This is a genomic window from Fictibacillus barbaricus, assembly GCF_031457135.1.
Taxonomy (GTDB): Bacteria; Bacillota; Bacilli; order Bacillales; family Fictibacillaceae; genus Fictibacillus; species Fictibacillus barbaricus_A.
The window spans coordinates 460,880-476,771 of the sequence record NZ_JAVDWA010000002.1 but is presented as its reverse complement, the minus strand read 5'-3'; the positions used below and the strand labels follow the sequence as shown (position 1 = coordinate 476,771).

Here is a 15,892-nt window from a genome sequence, read left to right as displayed (position 1 = left end):
GTACTCATGAATTTACAAGGCAGACAAACATGGAAATTTACAAACAGTATTTATTTAAACGCCGCTGGGACATCAGTTGGCCCGTTAGAGAGTGAAGGACCTCTTGGAAGTTTTTTTGATAAAACATATAGCGATCTACATTGTAATCAGAAGAATTGGGAACTGGCCGAAAGACAGCTTATGGAAGATGCGATTGATGTCTGTTTGAAAAAAACGAAATTACAGCCAGAAGATATCAATTTTTTATTAGCAGGCGACTTATTAAACCAAATTGTTTCTGCTAACTATACCGCAAGAGGAAATGGCATTCCTTACTTAGGTGTATTTGGTGCTTGTTCAACATCTATGGAGTCTCTTGCATTAGGAGCCTTATTAGTAGACGGAGGCTATGCTAACCGAGTGATAGCAGCTGTAAGCTCACATAACGCTACGGCAGAGAGACAGTTCAGGTATCCGACTGAATATGGCGGACAAAAACCTGATACCGCAACATTCACGGTTACGGGTGCTGGCGCAGCACTTGTCAGTAAAGAAGTGTCTGACATAAAAATTACATCAGCGACGATCGGGAAGGTCGTAGATTTGGGGATAAAAGATCCGTTTGATATGGGTTCTGCGATGGCGCCTGCTGCAGCGGATACAATAGCAGCACACTTAAAAGAAATGAATGTTGCTGCTGATGAATATGACCTAATCGCAACAGGTGATTTGTCAGGAGTAGGAGCACCAATCGTTAAAATGCTTCTGAAAGAACAAGGAATAGATATTTCAGACAATCATAGAGATTGCGGTTTAATGATATACCGCCCTGATCAGCCTGTTTTTGCAGGTGGGAGCGGGTGTGCCTGTTCGGCAGTCGTAACTTACGGCTATATTTTAGATGAAATTCGAAAAGGCAATTTAAATAAAGTGCTCATGGTAGCAACAGGAGCCTTATTAAGCCCGGTAATGGTGCAGCAAAAAGAATCTATTCCAACTGTCGCTCATGGAGTTGTTTTGGAGCGAGCGGAAGGAGGGAACTAAATGGAATTTGTTTGGGCATTTCTAGTAGGCGGATTGATTTGCGTAATTGGACAGTTGATGATGGACGTTTTAAAACTTACACCTGCCCATGTGACAACATCATTTGTCGTAATCGGTGCATTGCTGGATGCTTTTGGCATTTATGATAAATTGATTGAATTTGCAGGGGCAGGTGCAACCGTTCCGATTACAAGCTTTGGTCATTCCTTGCTTCATGGAGCGATGGCCTCAGCAGAAGATCACGGATTTATAGGAATTGCAATGGGGATATTCGAACTGACGTCAGCGGGTATATCATCAGCAATTTTATTTGGATTTATTGTAGCAGTCATCTTTAAGCCGAAGGGGTGATTTCAAATGGTGAAAAAAAGGGTCATTTTTATTACGGATGGAGACCTCTATGCACTTCGTGTAGCAGAGCATGCGGCGGAACAAATTGGAGGACGATGCATCTCTCAATCATGGGGTAATCCAACAAGAAAGTCAGGACATGAGCTTGTTGAAATGATCCGGCAAACACCATTTGATCCCGTGCTGGTTATGTTTGATGATTGTGGTTTTAAAGGTGAAGGACCAGGTGAACAAGCGATGAGAATCATACATCAGCAGCCAGATCTTGAAGTGATTGGAGCTGTGGCTGTTGCTTCTAAAACACATTTTGCTGAATGGACAAAAGTTCACTGTTCTATAGATCGGTATGGTGAACTTACCGAATTCGGCATCGATAAAAGCGGTTTGCCTGATTTGGAAACAGGAAGAATTAATGGTGACACGGTTTATATTTTAGACGAATTAAATTTACCGATTGTAATTGGTATGGGCGATATCGGAAAGATGGCAGGCCATGATTCTGTGGAAAAGGGAGCTCCTATTACGATGAAAGCAATCAATCTAATCTTAGAAAGGAGTAAAGGACATGGCGAACACAAAAAAGAAAACACCAATTAGTAAAGATATACATGAAAACGAAAAATTTCTTAAAGAACGTCTCGGAATCGGTGTGAGTTTCGATTTAGGTGTAAGAAAGATCTTTGTTTTGAAAAAAGAACTGCAATTATATTATTGTACAGGTCTTTGTGACAGTGAATTTATTATTATGCTTTACCGTGAACTTATGGACATGGATCATGGACACCGGTCTCCGGCAAAAGTAAAGGATCTTGTACATAATCATCTTGCTCATCAGCAAGTTGAGCTAACAAAGTCGCTTGATGAAGCTGTCGACAGAATGCTGTCCGGGTTGATTGTCGTTTTTGTTGATGGAGAAGAAGAAGCGTTTATAGTAGATGTCAGAAGTTATCCTGGCAGGTCGCCTGAAGAACCGGATATTGAAAAAGTCGTACGGGGCTCTCGTGACGGTTATACAGAAAATATTATCATCAATACAGCTTTAACAAGAAGAAGGATTCGTGATGAACGGCTTAGGCATGAAATTTTACAAGTTGGAGAAAGATCCAAGACAGATATATGTATTTCCTATATACAGGATGTAGCTGATCCAGGATTAGTTGAAACAATAAAAAAAGAATTAAACAGTATTGAGATTGATGGAATTCCGATGGCGGATAAAACAATCGAAGAATTTATTGTGAAACAGGGATGGAATCCTTTCCCGCTTGTTAGATATACAGAACGGCCCGATGTAGCAGCTCAGCATTTGATGGAAGGTCATGTGCTGATCATTACAGATACATCTCCTAGTGTAATCATTACACCAACTACACTTTTCCATCATGTGCAGCATGCTGAAGAATATAGGCAGACACCATTTGTAGGCGCTTTTATAAGATGGATTCGTTTCAGCGGTATGATTATGTCGGTTTTTTTGGTGCCGATGTGGTTATTGTTTTCGATGCATAAAGGATTGCTGCCTGATTTTATTGACTATATTGGTCCAAATAAAAAGACACATATTCCATTATTCATGCAAATTATCTTTGCTGAAATAGGAATTGAAATATTAAGAATTGCGGCTATTCATACGCCTAGTGCCCTTTCAACAGCTATGGGATTAATCGCAGCAGTTTTGATCGGACAGATTGCAATTGACGTAGGGCTGTTTGTTCCAGAAGTCATTCTGTACGTTTCAATCGCTGCAATCGGTTCGTTCTCAACACCAAGTTATGAACTAAGTGTAGCCAATAAAGTGATAAGAATTGGTCTCATATTACTCGTCGTTTTATTTAATGTTCCAGGATACATGATAGGTGTTACGGTTTTCATCCTGTATCTGGCTACGATAAAAAATTTAAATACTCCTTATCTATGGCCGTTTATTCCGTTTAATCCAAAAGCGTTTATGCAGATTGTTATACGAGTGGCTGTTCCGTTATCAAAAACCCGGCCAAGTATTTTGCATCCGCAAAATCAGAAAAAACAGCCAACAAATTAGAGACCGTGTTGCCGATAAGGAAAATATATGTTAAAATTCATAACTAATTCTATATAATGCCTCATATGAGGTAGAGGCGCAAAACGAATAAGTAGCATATGGAGTTCATGGAAGACGATGAAATATGACGAAAGGTCAATTTGCCGAAGTGTAAAAAGAGATCCATTTCTTTTTATGCTGGGTCATTGCTGAACAAGCAATGGACTGTCACTACAATTGTAGTGGAGAGCTATTCCGACTGAGGGTACGGTTAATGACAGCCTGCCTTAATTGCGGCTGTCTTTTTGTATTGTCGGGATTGAAGTCTCCAGCAGAATGGAGAGGGGAATATACATGAACTTGCATGGTACGGCTCAAATAGGGAAAAATGAACATCTTTGGATAGGGGGAGCAGATACCGTAGAACTGGCAAAAAAATACGGAACTCCATTATATCTGTATGATGTTGCACTTATAAGAAACAGAGCAAAAGGTTTTAAAAAAGCGTTTGAAGAAAAAGGAATCGGTTATCAAGTGGCATATGCAAGCAAAGCCTTTTCATCGATTGCTATATTTCAGCTTATGAATCAAGAAGGATTGAGTTTGGATGTTGTTTCAGGAGGAGAGCTCTACACAGCACTTCAAGCAGGTTTTCCTGCTGATAGAATTCATTTTCATGGCAATAACAAAAGCCCAGCTGAATTAGAATTCGCACTGAAATCTCATATTGGATGTATTGTGGTGGATAACTTCCATGAAATTCATCTATTAAAAACGTTAGGTGAAAAACTAAATCAAAAAGTGAATATACTCCTCCGTTTAACACCTGGAATTGAAGCACATACGCATGACTACATTATTACGGGCCAGGAGGATTCTAAATTTGGATTTGATTTAGGCAACGGCCAGGCAGACAAAGCTTTACAAGAAGTATTGAAAAGTTTTCAGTTTAATGTACTTGGCGTTCACTGTCATATCGGTTCTCAAATTTTTGAGACGGATGGATTTACATTAGCCATTGATAAGCTGTTCAGCCATTTTAAATCCTGGAATAATGATTTTGGCTACTTCCCTGATGTAGTTAATCTAGGAGGCGGTTTCGGTATTCAATATACAGATGAAGACACACCTTTAAAGCCTGAACAATATGTGATGGCGATGATTGAAGAAGTTACAAAGCAAATGAGCAAGTTTAAAGATAAAAAAATGCCCGAAATATGGATTGAACCAGGAAGATCCCTTGTAGGTGATGCTGGAACGACGATCTACTCTATCGGTTCTCAAAAAGAGATTGAAGGAGTACGGCACTATGTTTCTGTAGATGGAGGGATGACCGATAACATTCGTCCGGCCCTTTATCAGGCGAAATATGATGCTTATGTTGCGAACAAGATGAACGAAACCATGACGAATATCGTTTCGATAGCTGGAAAATGCTGTGAAAGTGGAGATATGCTGATCTGGGACCTGGCACTTCCGAAAGTGAACGATTCTGATTACTTAGCCGTAACATGTACGGGTGCCTATGGATACAGTATGGCAAACAATTATAACCGTATACAGCGTCCGGCAGTAGTCTTTGTAGAAGACGGAGAAGAACAGCTCGTCGTCAAACGTGAGACATATGAAGACTTAATAAGACAAGACCTGCCATTGAAAACAAAGGTTTTTGTGTAAATTAGTTTACGGACATGTATTTTCACCGTACAATGGTAGTTGTAATGAAAGTTTAGGAGGTAGTAAACGATGAAAAAAGGTTCAATTGAATTTGAAAATGGCGAAAAAATCTTATTTGATCTGTATCAAGAAGAAGCACCAGGAACTGTAGAAAACTTTGAAAAGCTTGCTAACGAAGGTTTCTATAATGGCGTAACGTTCCACCGTGTTATTCCTGGTTTCGTAGCACAAGGCGGAGATCCGACTGGTACAGGTGCTGGCGGTCCTGGATATTCTATTCCATGTGAAACAGAAGGAAATCCTCACAAACACGTAGCGGGTTCTCTATCAATGGCACACGCTGGCCGTGATACTGGAGGAAGCCAATTCTTTATCGTTCACGAGCCGCAGCCTCACTTAAATGGCGTTCATACTGTTTTTGGACAAGTTACGGAAGGTATGGAAACTGTTTTACGTATTAAACAAGGCGATGTAATGAAAGAAGTTAAAGTCTGGGAAGAATAATAAAAAAAGAAGAAGGCGCAAATGTGTATGATACACGTTTGTGCCTTCTTTTTGATTTCTAGAATCATTTTTATATGTTTTTTAACGAATACTTGAAACAAACATTCTCTACAGTCATAATAAACATATTTTCATACCCATTTGAAAAAATGTTATTGAATATATTCACAGAGAATCAGATTATATCCAGGTTATTTTCAATATATCGATGAAAAATCGGATTATATCCACGTTAAATCGAAAAATATCCACGATCGCACATTCTTAACTAATTACAATCGTCCAGCCTAAATTACTTCAAACGATTTTTTATCTGCTTTTGCAGATCTCGTTCCTCAATAACTTGTGTACGGTCTCTTAATTTATGTTTATGAACGATCGTTTCATCAGGATTTTCATTCGATCCCCAGACTTGGCCCCTATTTTCTGCTTCCAAGCAGCAAGCTTCAAATAGTTCGTCAGTTAATGGGATTATAAAAGTCTGGTAATCTAATCCCTGTTCGATTTCTTTTTTTCTGTTTTTTAATTTTTTGAGTAAATGTTCAGTGTCGATACCTAAGTCGGTTAATGAAGATTTTTCAGTTGAGAGCTTATCGATACCGCTCGTTAGCATTCTTTTGGCACCGTTCAGATTTCCTCTCCTTTGATGATAGAGAGCTACAGCGATCTGAATCAGTCCCGGCCAGAGATTGCCGGTCATTCCTTCCTTTTTCCAATGTTCTTCTAGGACTTCGTGACATTCAAAAAAGTCTTGATCTGTATGGAAATAAATTAAATAATCAATCCAAGCCATCGGATAAACCAAATTCCACACCCCTTTGCTTTCGTGACTAAGTTTACCACATGACCTCGTGCAATAAAAATGCAATCCTTGCGATTTGAAAATGTGATATAATTTTATCAGATTAAAAATGTTAAAAAAACTGGGGAAATGTTATGCAATATAGTGTGAAGCTTGACGGATTTGAAGGTCCACTGGATTTGCTGCTTCATTTAATCCAAACATACGAAGTGGATATTTATGATATACCTGTAGCTATTATTACAGAACAGTATCTTCAATATATACATACGATGAAGGAATTAAAACTGGACGTTGCAAGTGAATTTTTAGTAATGGCAGCCACTTTGCTGGCTATTAAAAGTAAAATGCTTCTGCCCAAGCATGAAGAAGATTTTTTCGATCAGCAGATGGAACTCGATGTAGAAGATGATCCAAGGGACGAACTAGTAAGAAGATTAGTTGAGTATAGGAAATTCAAGCATGCTGCCGACGAACTGAAAGGCAGAGAAGCTGAGAGAAGTTTAATCTATACACGAGAACCGCTGGATCTTAGCTCATTTGAAAAAGAAGAGACCAATACACAGGTTACAAATGTTACCTTATTTGATATGCTGCAGGCGATGCAAAAGATTCTTCAGGAAAAAGTAGTAAGGGCACCTAGACAAACTACAATTGAACGACAGGAAATACCGATTGAAACGAGAATGACCCAAATAAAAGAATCACTGCGTTCATTCGGAGGAAAGAAAAAATTCAGAGACCTTTTTAATCAAGGTAATAAAGAGCATATGGTCGTTACTTTTCTAGCTCTTCTTGAATTAATGAAGGTGAAAACTGTCAACTGTGAACAACAAGACCATTTCAGTGAGATATATATTACATTGATAGAGGAGTAAAATGGAATTGGAACGAAATGAAATAAAAGCAGTAATCGAAGGTTTACTCTTTGTCAGTGGAGATGAAGGAATAGACCGGAAGCAAATTGCTCAAGTGCTTGAAAAAGAGAGTAAAGAAATTGATACATATATTGATGAATTAAAAGTAAGCTATTCTTCTCCTGACCGGGGAATGACAATCGTTGAATATGCAGGATCATTGCAATTTGTAACAAAACCTGATCATGCAAAATTTTATGAACGGCTGGTGGAAACGCCAGGTCACTCAACCCTTTCACAAGCTGCACTTGAAACACTGGCGATCATTGCTTATAAACAGCCGATTACGCGTTCAGAAATCGAAGAGGTAAGAGGTGTAAAAACAGAAAAGCCTCTGCAGACACTTACGGCTAAAGGACTTGTTAAAGAAGTTGGAAGAGCAGAAGGAACAGGCAGAGCAATTCTTTATGGCACGACAAAAGCATTTTTGGACCATTTTGGTTTAGAGAACATTAAGGAATTACCGCCACTCCCTGATAACATTCAGGAAGAAAACGTGGAACAGGAAGCGGATTTGTTTTTTTCAAAGTTTCAAGAATCAATAGCTGCTGAAGAAGAATAAAGGGGGAGTATTGCTTTGTTCATTCATCATATCGAAGGAAAAGAATTAGAAAAAGAAAAACCAAATACATCTGAAGACTATTTTAATCGTTCTGAAGCTACATATGAATGGAAAGGTGTAAAACACACACTTCATTTGCTGTATGTTCGGTTTTTTGAAGAAAAACTGGAAGATGAATTAACAAATGATGCCTTTTGGAAGCCATATCTTCAATCCTTTAAAATACGTGACTTAGCAGCCTTAGCTGCACTTGCTAAACATGAAAAATTTCTTATGAGAAAAAGAGTTTACATCAACGACTATGATGAATTTAGGAACCTATTCATCAATCCTGATAAAGACTTCTTAAATCAACATTTAAAACCATTGCTATAAAGTTCGAAAAAACAGAGGATGCCCCCAGGGAGGCATCCTCTGTTTTTTCATTAGCTCTTTTCTAATGAAATAAGTCATTTTTGTAAATAAACTTCAAGGAAAAGTGGAATTGGAGTGGAAGGTGCCAGACTCCTCGAAAATGGAAATCACATTTTCTTCGTGCGATATAGAACTGACGAAGCCTTCCTTGTCCTGCGGAACAGGCGGGCAGTCCGAAAAGCGGAAGCGGTTTGGTCAGCCCCGACAAGCAAAAGGGAAATGGGCTAAGAAGGCGCTTTTGCCTTCGGGACATTAAACTTTTGACCTCGAGGGGCTGACCGCTGCAGCTAGACAGGTGAGACACTTATAAGTGAAACGTCCGAATGTGGCTCACGGTCTGCCCCGCGGAAAGCGAGCATCAGGAACGGAAATCAACAGCTTACAAGAGCAACCAAGATCGCCTAAAACATCCTTTCACTTTTTACGTGTCCGTTTTATTTAACCGTTTAAGGGTAAATTAATGGAAATGAATTTGTGTTGAAGGAGAGAAACCTATTGCCTAAAATAGCAGCAGTTGAAACTGTCAATCCACCACACCGGATTTCTCAAAATGAAACGATGGAATTTGCACGAAATTTATTTAAAGGTGCATTTTCAGATATTGAACGGTTATTAAAAGTATTTCAAAATGGGGAGATTTCTTCTCGTTATTTTGCTATGCCGATCGAATGGTTCAAAGAGAAAAAAAGCTTTCAGGAAAAAAATGATTTATACATAGACTTTGCTACTAATCTTGGTGCTGATTGTATTCAGAAATGCATGGAAAACTCAAAGGTCCATAATCTAACTTATGAAGATATTGATGCGATTTTTTTTATTTCAAGCTCAGGTCTATCCACACCGAGCATAGAGGCGAGAATCATGAATATTCTTCCGTTTTCTTCGCACACAAAAAGGATTCCAATATGGGGATTAGGCTGTGCAGGAGGAGCTTCTGGGTTTTCAAGGGCTAATGATTATTGCAAAGCATACCCAAAGGCAAATGTCCTCGTATTGAGTGTTGAACTGTGCAGTCTTACTTTTCAGCATGAAGATTTATCGAAAAGCAATCTGGTAGGCACTTCTTTATTTGCCGATGGAATTGCTTGTGCATTAATTTGCGGAGATGAATCAAAGCATCTGGCTGATCAATCAAAAGCACTTCCACATATTTTAGATACAATGTCCACGCTTAAGCCGCATTCAGAAGATGTGATGGGCTGGGAAGTCAAGGATACAGGGCTTTATGTCGTCTTTTCAAGGGATATTCCTAACATTATCAGAACATGGCTTGAACCTAACGTAAATGAATTTTTAGAAAGGAATGAGCTAAAGGGAGAACAAATTACTCATTTTGTTGCACATCCCGGCGGTAAGAAAGTATTGCAGGCATATGTGGATGCTCTAGGTCTGCCGATTTCAAAAACAGATGTTTCGAGAGAGGTACTGATGACAAATGGCAATATGTCTTCCGTAACGGTATTTTATGTTTTGAAAAAATTCATGGATGGTAAAGTGACACAAGGGGATTTGGGTGTTATGGCGGCATTGGGACCCGGTTTCTCTTCAGAACTTTTGTTATTGGAATGGAGGTAGCATCGTGATGCTGTTTGCCGTCTTCATTTGTTTTCTTGCCATTCAAAGACTTAGTGAAGTAAGGATTGCTAAAAGAAATGAACGGGTTCTAAAAGCCAAAGGTGCTGTTGAAGCCGGACAAGATCATTATTTTTGGATGGTAACTATGCATGTCTCCTTTTTTCTGTTTCTTATAGGAGAAGTTTTGTTTTTGAATGGTTCTCCACCGAAATGGTGGATCATCCCGTTTGTTCTTTTTTTAATTGCTCAAGTTATTCGATTTTGGGCACTAATTTCACTTGGCGTGTACTGGAATACGAAAATCATTCTTTTGCCAGGTGCGAATGTAGTTGCAAAAGGTCCATACCGGTTTATTAGACACCCGAATTATTTAGTTGTCTCAATTGAGCTTATCGCCATTCCACTAATTTTTGGTGCGTACATTACAGCCGTTTTATTTACACTATTAAATATATTGATGCTTCGGGTAAGAATAGCAGCTGAAGAAAAAGCACTGATGCAACTTACTGATTATGAACAAAGCCACGGGAAAAAACAACGTTTCTTTCCTATTCAATAAAAGTACGGAATTAAATCCCATTCATAACCTGTCCTTGTTTGCATAAACTTTTACAAAATACCCTAAGGGCGGGATTATGAATGACGCAGACAACGAAACATTTGATCTATATGGTTATTTGCACCCTTTTCCTTGCTTTCTTCCCGCAAGAAGCTAAAGCTGTGCAACCAGGTGTATCAGCCAAAGCCGCAATCCTGATGGAACAATCCTCTGGGAGAGTGCTTTATGGCAGAAATGAAAATCGGCCAATGAGAATAGCCAGTATTACAAAGATTATGACTGCGATCCTTGCAATAGAGTCAGGAAAGCTTAAGAATACAGTAACGATTACAGAGCATGCTGCACGTACAGAAGGTTCTTCTCTTTATCTGAAGCCAGGGGAAAAGATCCCTTTAGAAGATCTTGTATACGGTTTAATGCTGCGCTCCGGCAATGATTCTGCTGTAGCGATTGCTGAGTATGTTGGAGGAAGTTTAGACGGATTTTCTTATTTAATGAACCAAAAAGCAGAAGAAATAGGTATGAAGCACACTCGTTTTCGGAACCCGCATGGACTTGACGATCATGAAGATCATTATTCCACAGCATATGACATGGCCCTTTTAACGAGATATGCAATGAACAATGAAACCTTTAAAGAAATTTCATCCACAAAGGTATACCGTTCAGAACAATCGGGTGAAAAGTGGGACAGAGTATGGCGTAATAAAAACAAGATGCTAAAGCTATATAAAAACGCTACAGGCGGAAAAACAGGCTATACGAAAAGAGCGAAAAGGACGCTTGTATCGACTGCTGAAAAAGACGGGATGGAGCTTATCGCAGTTACATTAGATGATCCTGATGATTGGGAAGATCATAGAAATTTATTTGAGTGGTGTTTTCATAACTATACATTAAAGGAATTAATTAAAGAGGGAGAAATATCAAGTATTAAAGACAAAGGATATAAAGGGAAAGTAGAAGCTGATCGTTCTTTTTACTATCCGCTGCAAAAAGAAGAGGTTAGCCATATCTCTTCTTCCATTGAATTGATAAAGCTTCCTAAATCAGGGGAGTGGAAAAAAGAAGAAGTCCCGATTCCTGTAGGAAGGTATTTGGTTGATTTGAATGGACAGCGAATTGCAGATCTGCCACTCTACTATGAAGGGAAAACCTTAATTAAAAGCGGCAAAGGTGGAATCTGGACAACGTTTAAAAACATGTTAAGCCAGTTGTTTTTCATAGCTAAGGAGAGAGACCGCCTATGGTAAATTATATCTGGGTTGGAATGCTGGTGATTGGTTTTGTTGTCGCAGGGTTCAACGGAAATATGGACAAAGTGAATGAAGCCATATTTTCCAGTGCAAAAGAAGCCGTTACGTTAAGTTTTGGTATGATTAGTATTCTCGTATTCTGGCTAGGAATTATGAGAATAGCAGAAAAGGGCGGTCTATTGGAAGTTTTAAGCTATTTATTCCGCCCGATTGTGAAACGTCTTTTTCCGGATATTCCACCAGATCATCCAGCGCAAGGGTATATATTATCGAATATGGCTGCCAATCTTCTTGGCCTTGGAAATGCAGCAACACCGATGGGAATTAAAGCAATGGAGCAGCTGAAAATTTTAAATGGCGGAAAAAATGAAGCAAGCCGCTCCATGATAACGCTATTAGCAATTAACACATCAAGTATTACCCTTATACCTACCACGATTATTGCAATTCGAATGACCTATCATTCCCAAACCCCAACAGATATTGTGGCACCTACTTTGTTAGCGACTGCAATCGCAACTATCGGCGCAATCACAATTGATCGCTTTTATTATTACCGGTCACTGCGTAAAGGGGGGAAATAAATGTCGTTTGTTCATTCATTTTCAGTTTGGTTCATTCCTTTCTTGATTGGATTCATCATTTTATATGGAACGTACAAAAAGGTGCCAACATATGAGACATTTGTTGAAGGAGGTAAAGAAGGGTTTTCAATCGCCATTAATATCATCCCTTTTTTAGTGGGGATGCTTGTAGCGATTTCCGTTTTTCGAGCATCAGGAGCATTGGATTATATTATGCTAGTAATGAAGCCGCTATTTTCATTGTTTCATATTCCAGCAGAAGTCGTACCATTAGGACTAATGAGGACGATCTCTGGAACAGGTGCATTAGGGATGACCTCCGACTTGATCGCTACACACGGGCCTGATTCTTTCATAGGAAGATTGGCTTCTACTATACAAGGAAGTACAGATACGACATTTTATGTGTTAACCGTTTATTTTGGAGCTGTAGGAATCAAGAAAATGGGGTACGCTGTGAAAGTAGGACTTTTAGCAGATTTAATTGGTTTTCTGGCATCAATCTTTGCTGTATCACTCCTTTTTCACTCATAAACAAGGCTGCTTTCTAAAATTTGTTCCTTTTGATAATGGGAAAGTTGATCGTAGAGTAAGTCTAAAATAAAAAAAGAGTCCTTTTGGGCTTTTTTTTTGCGTTTAACGAGGTTGTGAATTACGAATAATGAATGTATGATGAGACATGAGGTGAAATCATGGAAAGATTGCAAAAAGTAATTGCTCAAAGCGGTATTACTTCCAGAAGAAAAGCAGAGGAATTAATTCGTGAAGGAAAAGTAAAAGTGAACGGAAACGTTATCACTGAACTAGGAACAAAAGTAGGACCTAAAGATAAAATTGAAGTTAATGAAATTCAAATACAACGGGAAGAACCCGTTTATTTTTTGCTGTATAAACCTTCGGGCGTCATATCAGCTGTTTCAGATGATAAAAAAAGAAAGGTCGTAACGGACTATTTCAGAGATATTATCGAGCAGCGCGTATTTCCGGTTGGACGGTTAGATTATGACACAACTGGCGTACTGCTTATGACAAATGACGGTGAATTTGCAAATGTGCTTATGCATCCGCGTTATCAATTGGACAAAGTGTATATTGCTAAAGTCAAAGGAATTCCTGCAAGAGAAAAGATCAAGCTGCTAGAACGCGGAATTCATCTTGAAGACGGAAAAACGGCTCCGGCAAAAGTAAAAGTGACTTCCATCGATAAGAAAAAAGAAACAGCGATCGTAGAATTAACCATTCATGAGGGTAAGAACCGTCAAGTGAAGCGTATGCTAGAAGCAATCGGTTGTCCGGTAATGAAATTAAAGCGTGAAAAATACGGATATCTTGACCTAAAAGGCCTTAATCCAGGTGAGTTTAGAGAATTAACTCCACATGAAGTGAAACAGCTCCGAAACATGGCTGTCACACAAACGTCAAAAAAAAGCCGTAGATAGGCTTTTTTTTCAAGTTATAGTAAAATGGAAGCGGTCTAAAGGAGCGGATATTGTTGAAAAAGAAACGTCTAGTGTTTCGCTCAGTTCTACTTGCCATTATTTTGCTTGCGATCGGTTACACGATCTATAACAGTATATATGAAAAGAGCGGTACATACGTAAGTGAAGGAGAAATGGCTCCTAATTTTGTTTTAACTGATTTAAAAGGAAATCGTGTGGAACTGAGTGATTACAGGGGTAAAGGTGTATTTTTAAATTTCTGGGGAACATGGTGCAAGCCTTGTGAACGTGAGATGCCTTTTATGGAACGCCAATACAAGACCTTTAAAAAACAAGGTGTTGAGATTCTTGCAGTCAATGTGAGTGAGACGAATTTATCAGTGAAAAATTTTGCGGATCGATATGGATTAACGTTTCAAATTCCAATGGATAAAGACAGAGAAGTAACGAAAGCTTATGGCATCGGCCCGATTCCAACTACTGTTCTGATTGATAAAAATGGAAAAGTTGTCGGAAGAACAAGCGAGTCATTATCCACAAAAAAAATAGTATCATTCATGGAAAAAATTAAGCCGTAACGGGGTGAAAAGATGGAAACGATTGTATGTGAATGCGGCCACTCCAATCCGTACGGTACTAGTCTTTGTCAAGCTTGCGGTAAACCGCTGGAAAATGACGTAGAAGTACTAACTAGCATGCGTTATGAAGGAAGTGCCAGGAGATCACAGGTCTATAAAAAAACGATTGTTGATCAAGTTTGGAACTTTTTCTCGTCAGTTAAAGTAGGGGTTTGGCTAATTATTACCATATTGGTGGCAGCGGCAATAGGAACGATTTTTCCGCAAGTTACATTTATTCCGCCGAATGTAGATCCGGCTACTCATTATGAAACCGAATATGGAACGTTAGGAAAAATCTATTACTTGCTAGGCTTCCATAACCTTTATGGTTCTTGGTGGTTCATCGTTTTACTTGGATTGTTAGGATTATCGCTTATTATAGCGAGTCTTGACCGAGGCATACCGCTTTATAAAGCGCTTAAAACTCAACGAGTGACACGGCATAATAAGTTTTTGGAAAATCAGCGTCTATTTTCAGTCAGTAAAGAAGCTGATCTTGAAGAGATTAAATACACACTAGGCTCACTGAGATATAAAGTTCGGGAAGAAAACGGCAATTTGTTTGCTGAAAAAGGACGATTTTCCCGCTGGGGTGCATATGTCAATCATGTTGGCCTTATTATTTTCTTAACCGGGGCTATGCTTAGATTCTTTCCTGGCATGTATGTAGATGAAATTGTATGGGTAAGAGAAGGCGAGACAACGTCTATCCCGGGCACTAAGGATGACAATGGCCAATATTACTTAAGAAATAATGATTTTATACTTGAAAAGTACGATAAGAAAGATAAGAAGTTTAATAGTGCATTAAACTCTGTTGAAGGAGATGTAGCTAAAAATTATCAAAGTAATGTGACCTTGTTTAAATCAAATAAAGGTACGGTTATTGGTGAAAAAGGAAAATTAGAGAAAATAAAAGATGGTGTAATCCGCGTCAATGAACCATTGAAATTTGATTCGTTTGCTCTTTATCAAACTGATTTCAAATTGGATGAATTAAACAAGATGAGTTTTAATTTGGAAGACAAAACTTCTGGTAAATCATTTGGTAAATTAACAGTGGATTTACATGAGCCTGAGACAAAGTATGATCTTGGCAACGGCTATAAGGTTGAAATCTTAGACTATTATCCTAACTTTATCCTTAACGATCAAGATGAGCCTGCGACAGTAAACAATCTGCCTGATAACCCAGCATTTGTGTTTGCGATGTATTCTCCTCAAAAGCCGCAAGGAGAAAAAGCGTTTGTAGGAATTATGAAAAATATCGATTCTGGAGATAACACATTAAAAATGTCATTTGCAGGACTTGAAACGAAAGATCTAACGGCTTTAACCGTGAAAAAGGATCTCACATTATGGATTATCGCACTTGGTGGATTCATTTTCATGATTGGTGTAACACAAGGGTTATATTGGAACTATAGAAGAATTTGGATTAAGCAGAATCAGGGAGAAGTTTGGGCGGCAGCTCATACAAATAAAAACTGGTATGGTTTAAAGAAAGATTTAGAGTTTCTAACAGAGAAAACGGAATTAACACCGTTAGAAGACCGGGTAAACAGTTCTGAAAAATAGGTAAACGTTCA

18 protein-coding genes and 1 riboswitch are annotated in these 15,892 nt (G+C 38.7%); of the genes, 17 read left to right on the top strand and 1 reads right to left on the bottom strand.

Annotated elements, in window-relative coordinates; all coding sequences use genetic code 11:
* Positions 1 to 6 precede the first annotated feature (6 nt).
* The 6 genes from spoVAD (at position 7) to J2X07_RS07750 (ending at position 5,575) form a co-directional block, all read left to right on the top strand.
* Positions 7 to 1,023, top strand: a complete 1,017-nt coding sequence (gene spoVAD, locus J2X07_RS07775) for a stage V sporulation protein AD (protein ID WP_310257896.1) — start codon at positions 7 to 9, stop codon at positions 1,021 to 1,023.
* Positions 1,024 to 1,374 carry a stage V sporulation protein AE gene (gene spoVAE, locus J2X07_RS07770; protein ID WP_310257895.1) on the top strand — a complete coding sequence of 117 codons (351 nt, stop codon included), beginning with the start codon at positions 1,024 to 1,026 and terminating at the stop codon, positions 1,372 to 1,374. It begins immediately after the preceding gene.
* Between the two features lie 6 nt (positions 1,375 to 1,380).
* On the top strand, positions 1,381 to 1,971 hold the full coding sequence (locus tag J2X07_RS07765; protein WP_310257894.1) for a stage V sporulation protein AE: 591 nt from the start codon (positions 1,381 to 1,383) through the stop codon (positions 1,969 to 1,971).
* Positions 1,940 to 3,415, top strand: a complete 1,476-nt coding sequence (locus J2X07_RS07760; protein ID WP_310257893.1) for a spore germination protein — start codon at positions 1,940 to 1,942, stop codon at positions 3,413 to 3,415. Before J2X07_RS07765 ends, J2X07_RS07760 begins: the two co-directional genes overlap by 32 nt.
* Before the next feature lie 63 nt (positions 3,416 to 3,478).
* Positions 3,479 to 3,655, top strand: a riboswitch (Lysine riboswitch).
* Between the two features lie 93 nt (positions 3,656 to 3,748).
* Positions 3,749 to 5,071, top strand: a complete 1,323-nt coding sequence (gene lysA, locus J2X07_RS07755; RefSeq protein WP_310257892.1) for a diaminopimelate decarboxylase — start codon at positions 3,749 to 3,751, stop codon at positions 5,069 to 5,071.
* Positions 5,072 to 5,140: 69 nt separating this feature from the next.
* The gene (locus tag J2X07_RS07750) at positions 5,141 to 5,575 is read left to right on the top strand and encodes a peptidylprolyl isomerase (protein WP_310257891.1); all 435 of its coding nucleotides are present in this window, start codon (positions 5,141 to 5,143) and stop codon (positions 5,573 to 5,575) included.
* A 292-nt stretch (positions 5,576 to 5,867) separates the two neighbouring features.
* Here the strand turns inward: J2X07_RS07750 and J2X07_RS07745 are convergent, their stop codons facing one another.
* Entirely contained in the window at positions 5,868 to 6,380 is a 513-nt protein-coding gene (locus J2X07_RS07745; RefSeq protein WP_310257890.1) for a DUF309 domain-containing protein, read from the bottom strand.
* Between the two features lie 131 nt (positions 6,381 to 6,511).
* Here J2X07_RS07745 and J2X07_RS07740 point away from each other — a divergent pair, with 131 nt between their 5' ends.
* The 11 genes from J2X07_RS07740 (at position 6,512) to resB (ending at position 15,881) form a co-directional block, all read left to right on the top strand.
* Entirely contained in the window at positions 6,512 to 7,255 is a 744-nt protein-coding gene (locus J2X07_RS07740) for a segregation/condensation protein A (RefSeq protein ID WP_310257889.1), read from the top strand.
* Between the two features lie 7 nt (positions 7,256 to 7,262).
* A complete protein-coding gene (gene scpB, locus J2X07_RS07735; RefSeq protein WP_396193798.1) occupies positions 7,263 to 7,856 on the top strand; it encodes an SMC-Scp complex subunit ScpB in 594 nt (197 codons plus the stop codon).
* 15 nt (positions 7,857 to 7,871) lie between these two features.
* Positions 7,872 to 8,231, top strand: coding sequence for a hypothetical protein (locus J2X07_RS07730; protein WP_310257887.1), 360 nt, complete (start codon positions 7,872 to 7,874; stop codon positions 8,229 to 8,231).
* Between the two features lie 534 nt (positions 8,232 to 8,765).
* The gene (locus J2X07_RS07725) at positions 8,766 to 9,845 is read left to right on the top strand and encodes a type III polyketide synthase (RefSeq protein WP_310257886.1); all 1,080 of its coding nucleotides are present in this window, start codon (positions 8,766 to 8,768) and stop codon (positions 9,843 to 9,845) included.
* A gap of 7 nt (positions 9,846 to 9,852) precedes the next feature.
* A complete protein-coding gene (locus J2X07_RS07720; protein ID WP_310258192.1) occupies positions 9,853 to 10,404 on the top strand; it encodes an isoprenylcysteine carboxyl methyltransferase family protein in 552 nt (183 codons plus the stop codon).
* 80 nt (positions 10,405 to 10,484) lie between these two features.
* Positions 10,485 to 11,657, top strand: a complete 1,173-nt coding sequence (locus J2X07_RS07715; RefSeq protein WP_310257885.1) for a D-alanyl-D-alanine carboxypeptidase family protein — start codon at positions 10,485 to 10,487, stop codon at positions 11,655 to 11,657.
* A complete protein-coding gene (locus J2X07_RS07710) occupies positions 11,651 to 12,244 on the top strand; it encodes a nucleoside recognition domain-containing protein (protein WP_310257884.1) in 594 nt (197 codons plus the stop codon). Before J2X07_RS07715 ends, J2X07_RS07710 begins: the two co-directional genes overlap by 7 nt.
* The gene (locus J2X07_RS07705) at positions 12,245 to 12,778 is read left to right on the top strand and encodes a spore maturation protein (protein WP_310257883.1); all 534 of its coding nucleotides are present in this window, start codon (positions 12,245 to 12,247) and stop codon (positions 12,776 to 12,778) included.
* Between the two features lie 158 nt (positions 12,779 to 12,936).
* Positions 12,937 to 13,683: a pseudouridine synthase gene (locus tag J2X07_RS07700; protein WP_310257882.1), complete on the top strand. Its 747-nt coding sequence runs from the start codon at positions 12,937 to 12,939 to the stop codon at positions 13,681 to 13,683.
* 53 nt (positions 13,684 to 13,736) lie between these two features.
* A complete protein-coding gene (resA, locus tag J2X07_RS07695) occupies positions 13,737 to 14,261 on the top strand; it encodes a thiol-disulfide oxidoreductase ResA (RefSeq protein ID WP_310257881.1) in 525 nt (174 codons plus the stop codon).
* 12 nt (positions 14,262 to 14,273) lie between these two features.
* On the top strand, positions 14,274 to 15,881 hold the full coding sequence (resB, locus tag J2X07_RS07690) for a cytochrome c biogenesis protein ResB (protein ID WP_310257880.1): 1,608 nt from the start codon (positions 14,274 to 14,276) through the stop codon (positions 15,879 to 15,881).
* The last annotated feature ends 11 nt before the right edge of the window (positions 15,882 to 15,892 follow it).

Excerpts from the sequence above, each read along its gene's own strand:
- spoVAD (WP_310257896.1), top strand. The coding sequence starts at position 7 with ATGAATTTACAAGGCAGACAAACATGGAAATTTACAAACAGTATTTAT.
- J2X07_RS07700 (WP_310257882.1), top strand. The coding sequence starts at position 12,937 with ATGGAAAGATTGCAAAAAGTAATTGCTCAAAGCGGTATTACTTCCAGA.
- J2X07_RS07715 (WP_310257885.1), top strand. The coding sequence starts at position 10,485 with ATGACGCAGACAACGAAACATTTGATCTATATGGTTATTTGCACCCTT.
- J2X07_RS07740 (WP_310257889.1), top strand. The coding sequence starts at position 6,512 with ATGCAATATAGTGTGAAGCTTGACGGATTTGAAGGTCCACTGGATTTG.
- J2X07_RS07765 (WP_310257894.1), top strand. The coding sequence starts at position 1,381 with ATGGTGAAAAAAAGGGTCATTTTTATTACGGATGGAGACCTCTATGCA.
- lysA (WP_310257892.1), top strand. The coding sequence starts at position 3,749 with ATGAACTTGCATGGTACGGCTCAAATAGGGAAAAATGAACATCTTTGG.
- J2X07_RS07750 (WP_310257891.1), top strand. The coding sequence starts at position 5,141 with ATGAAAAAAGGTTCAATTGAATTTGAAAATGGCGAAAAAATCTTATTT.
- J2X07_RS07760 (WP_310257893.1), top strand. The coding sequence starts at position 1,940 with ATGGCGAACACAAAAAAGAAAACACCAATTAGTAAAGATATACATGAA.
- J2X07_RS07710 (WP_310257884.1), top strand. The coding sequence starts at position 11,651 with ATGGTAAATTATATCTGGGTTGGAATGCTGGTGATTGGTTTTGTTGTC.
- J2X07_RS07720 (WP_310258192.1), top strand. The coding sequence starts at position 9,853 with ATGCTGTTTGCCGTCTTCATTTGTTTTCTTGCCATTCAAAGACTTAGT.
- resB (WP_310257880.1), top strand. The coding sequence starts at position 14,274 with ATGGAAACGATTGTATGTGAATGCGGCCACTCCAATCCGTACGGTACT.
- spoVAE (WP_310257895.1), top strand. The coding sequence starts at position 1,024 with ATGGAATTTGTTTGGGCATTTCTAGTAGGCGGATTGATTTGCGTAATT.
- J2X07_RS07705 (WP_310257883.1), top strand. The coding sequence starts at position 12,245 with ATGTCGTTTGTTCATTCATTTTCAGTTTGGTTCATTCCTTTCTTGATT.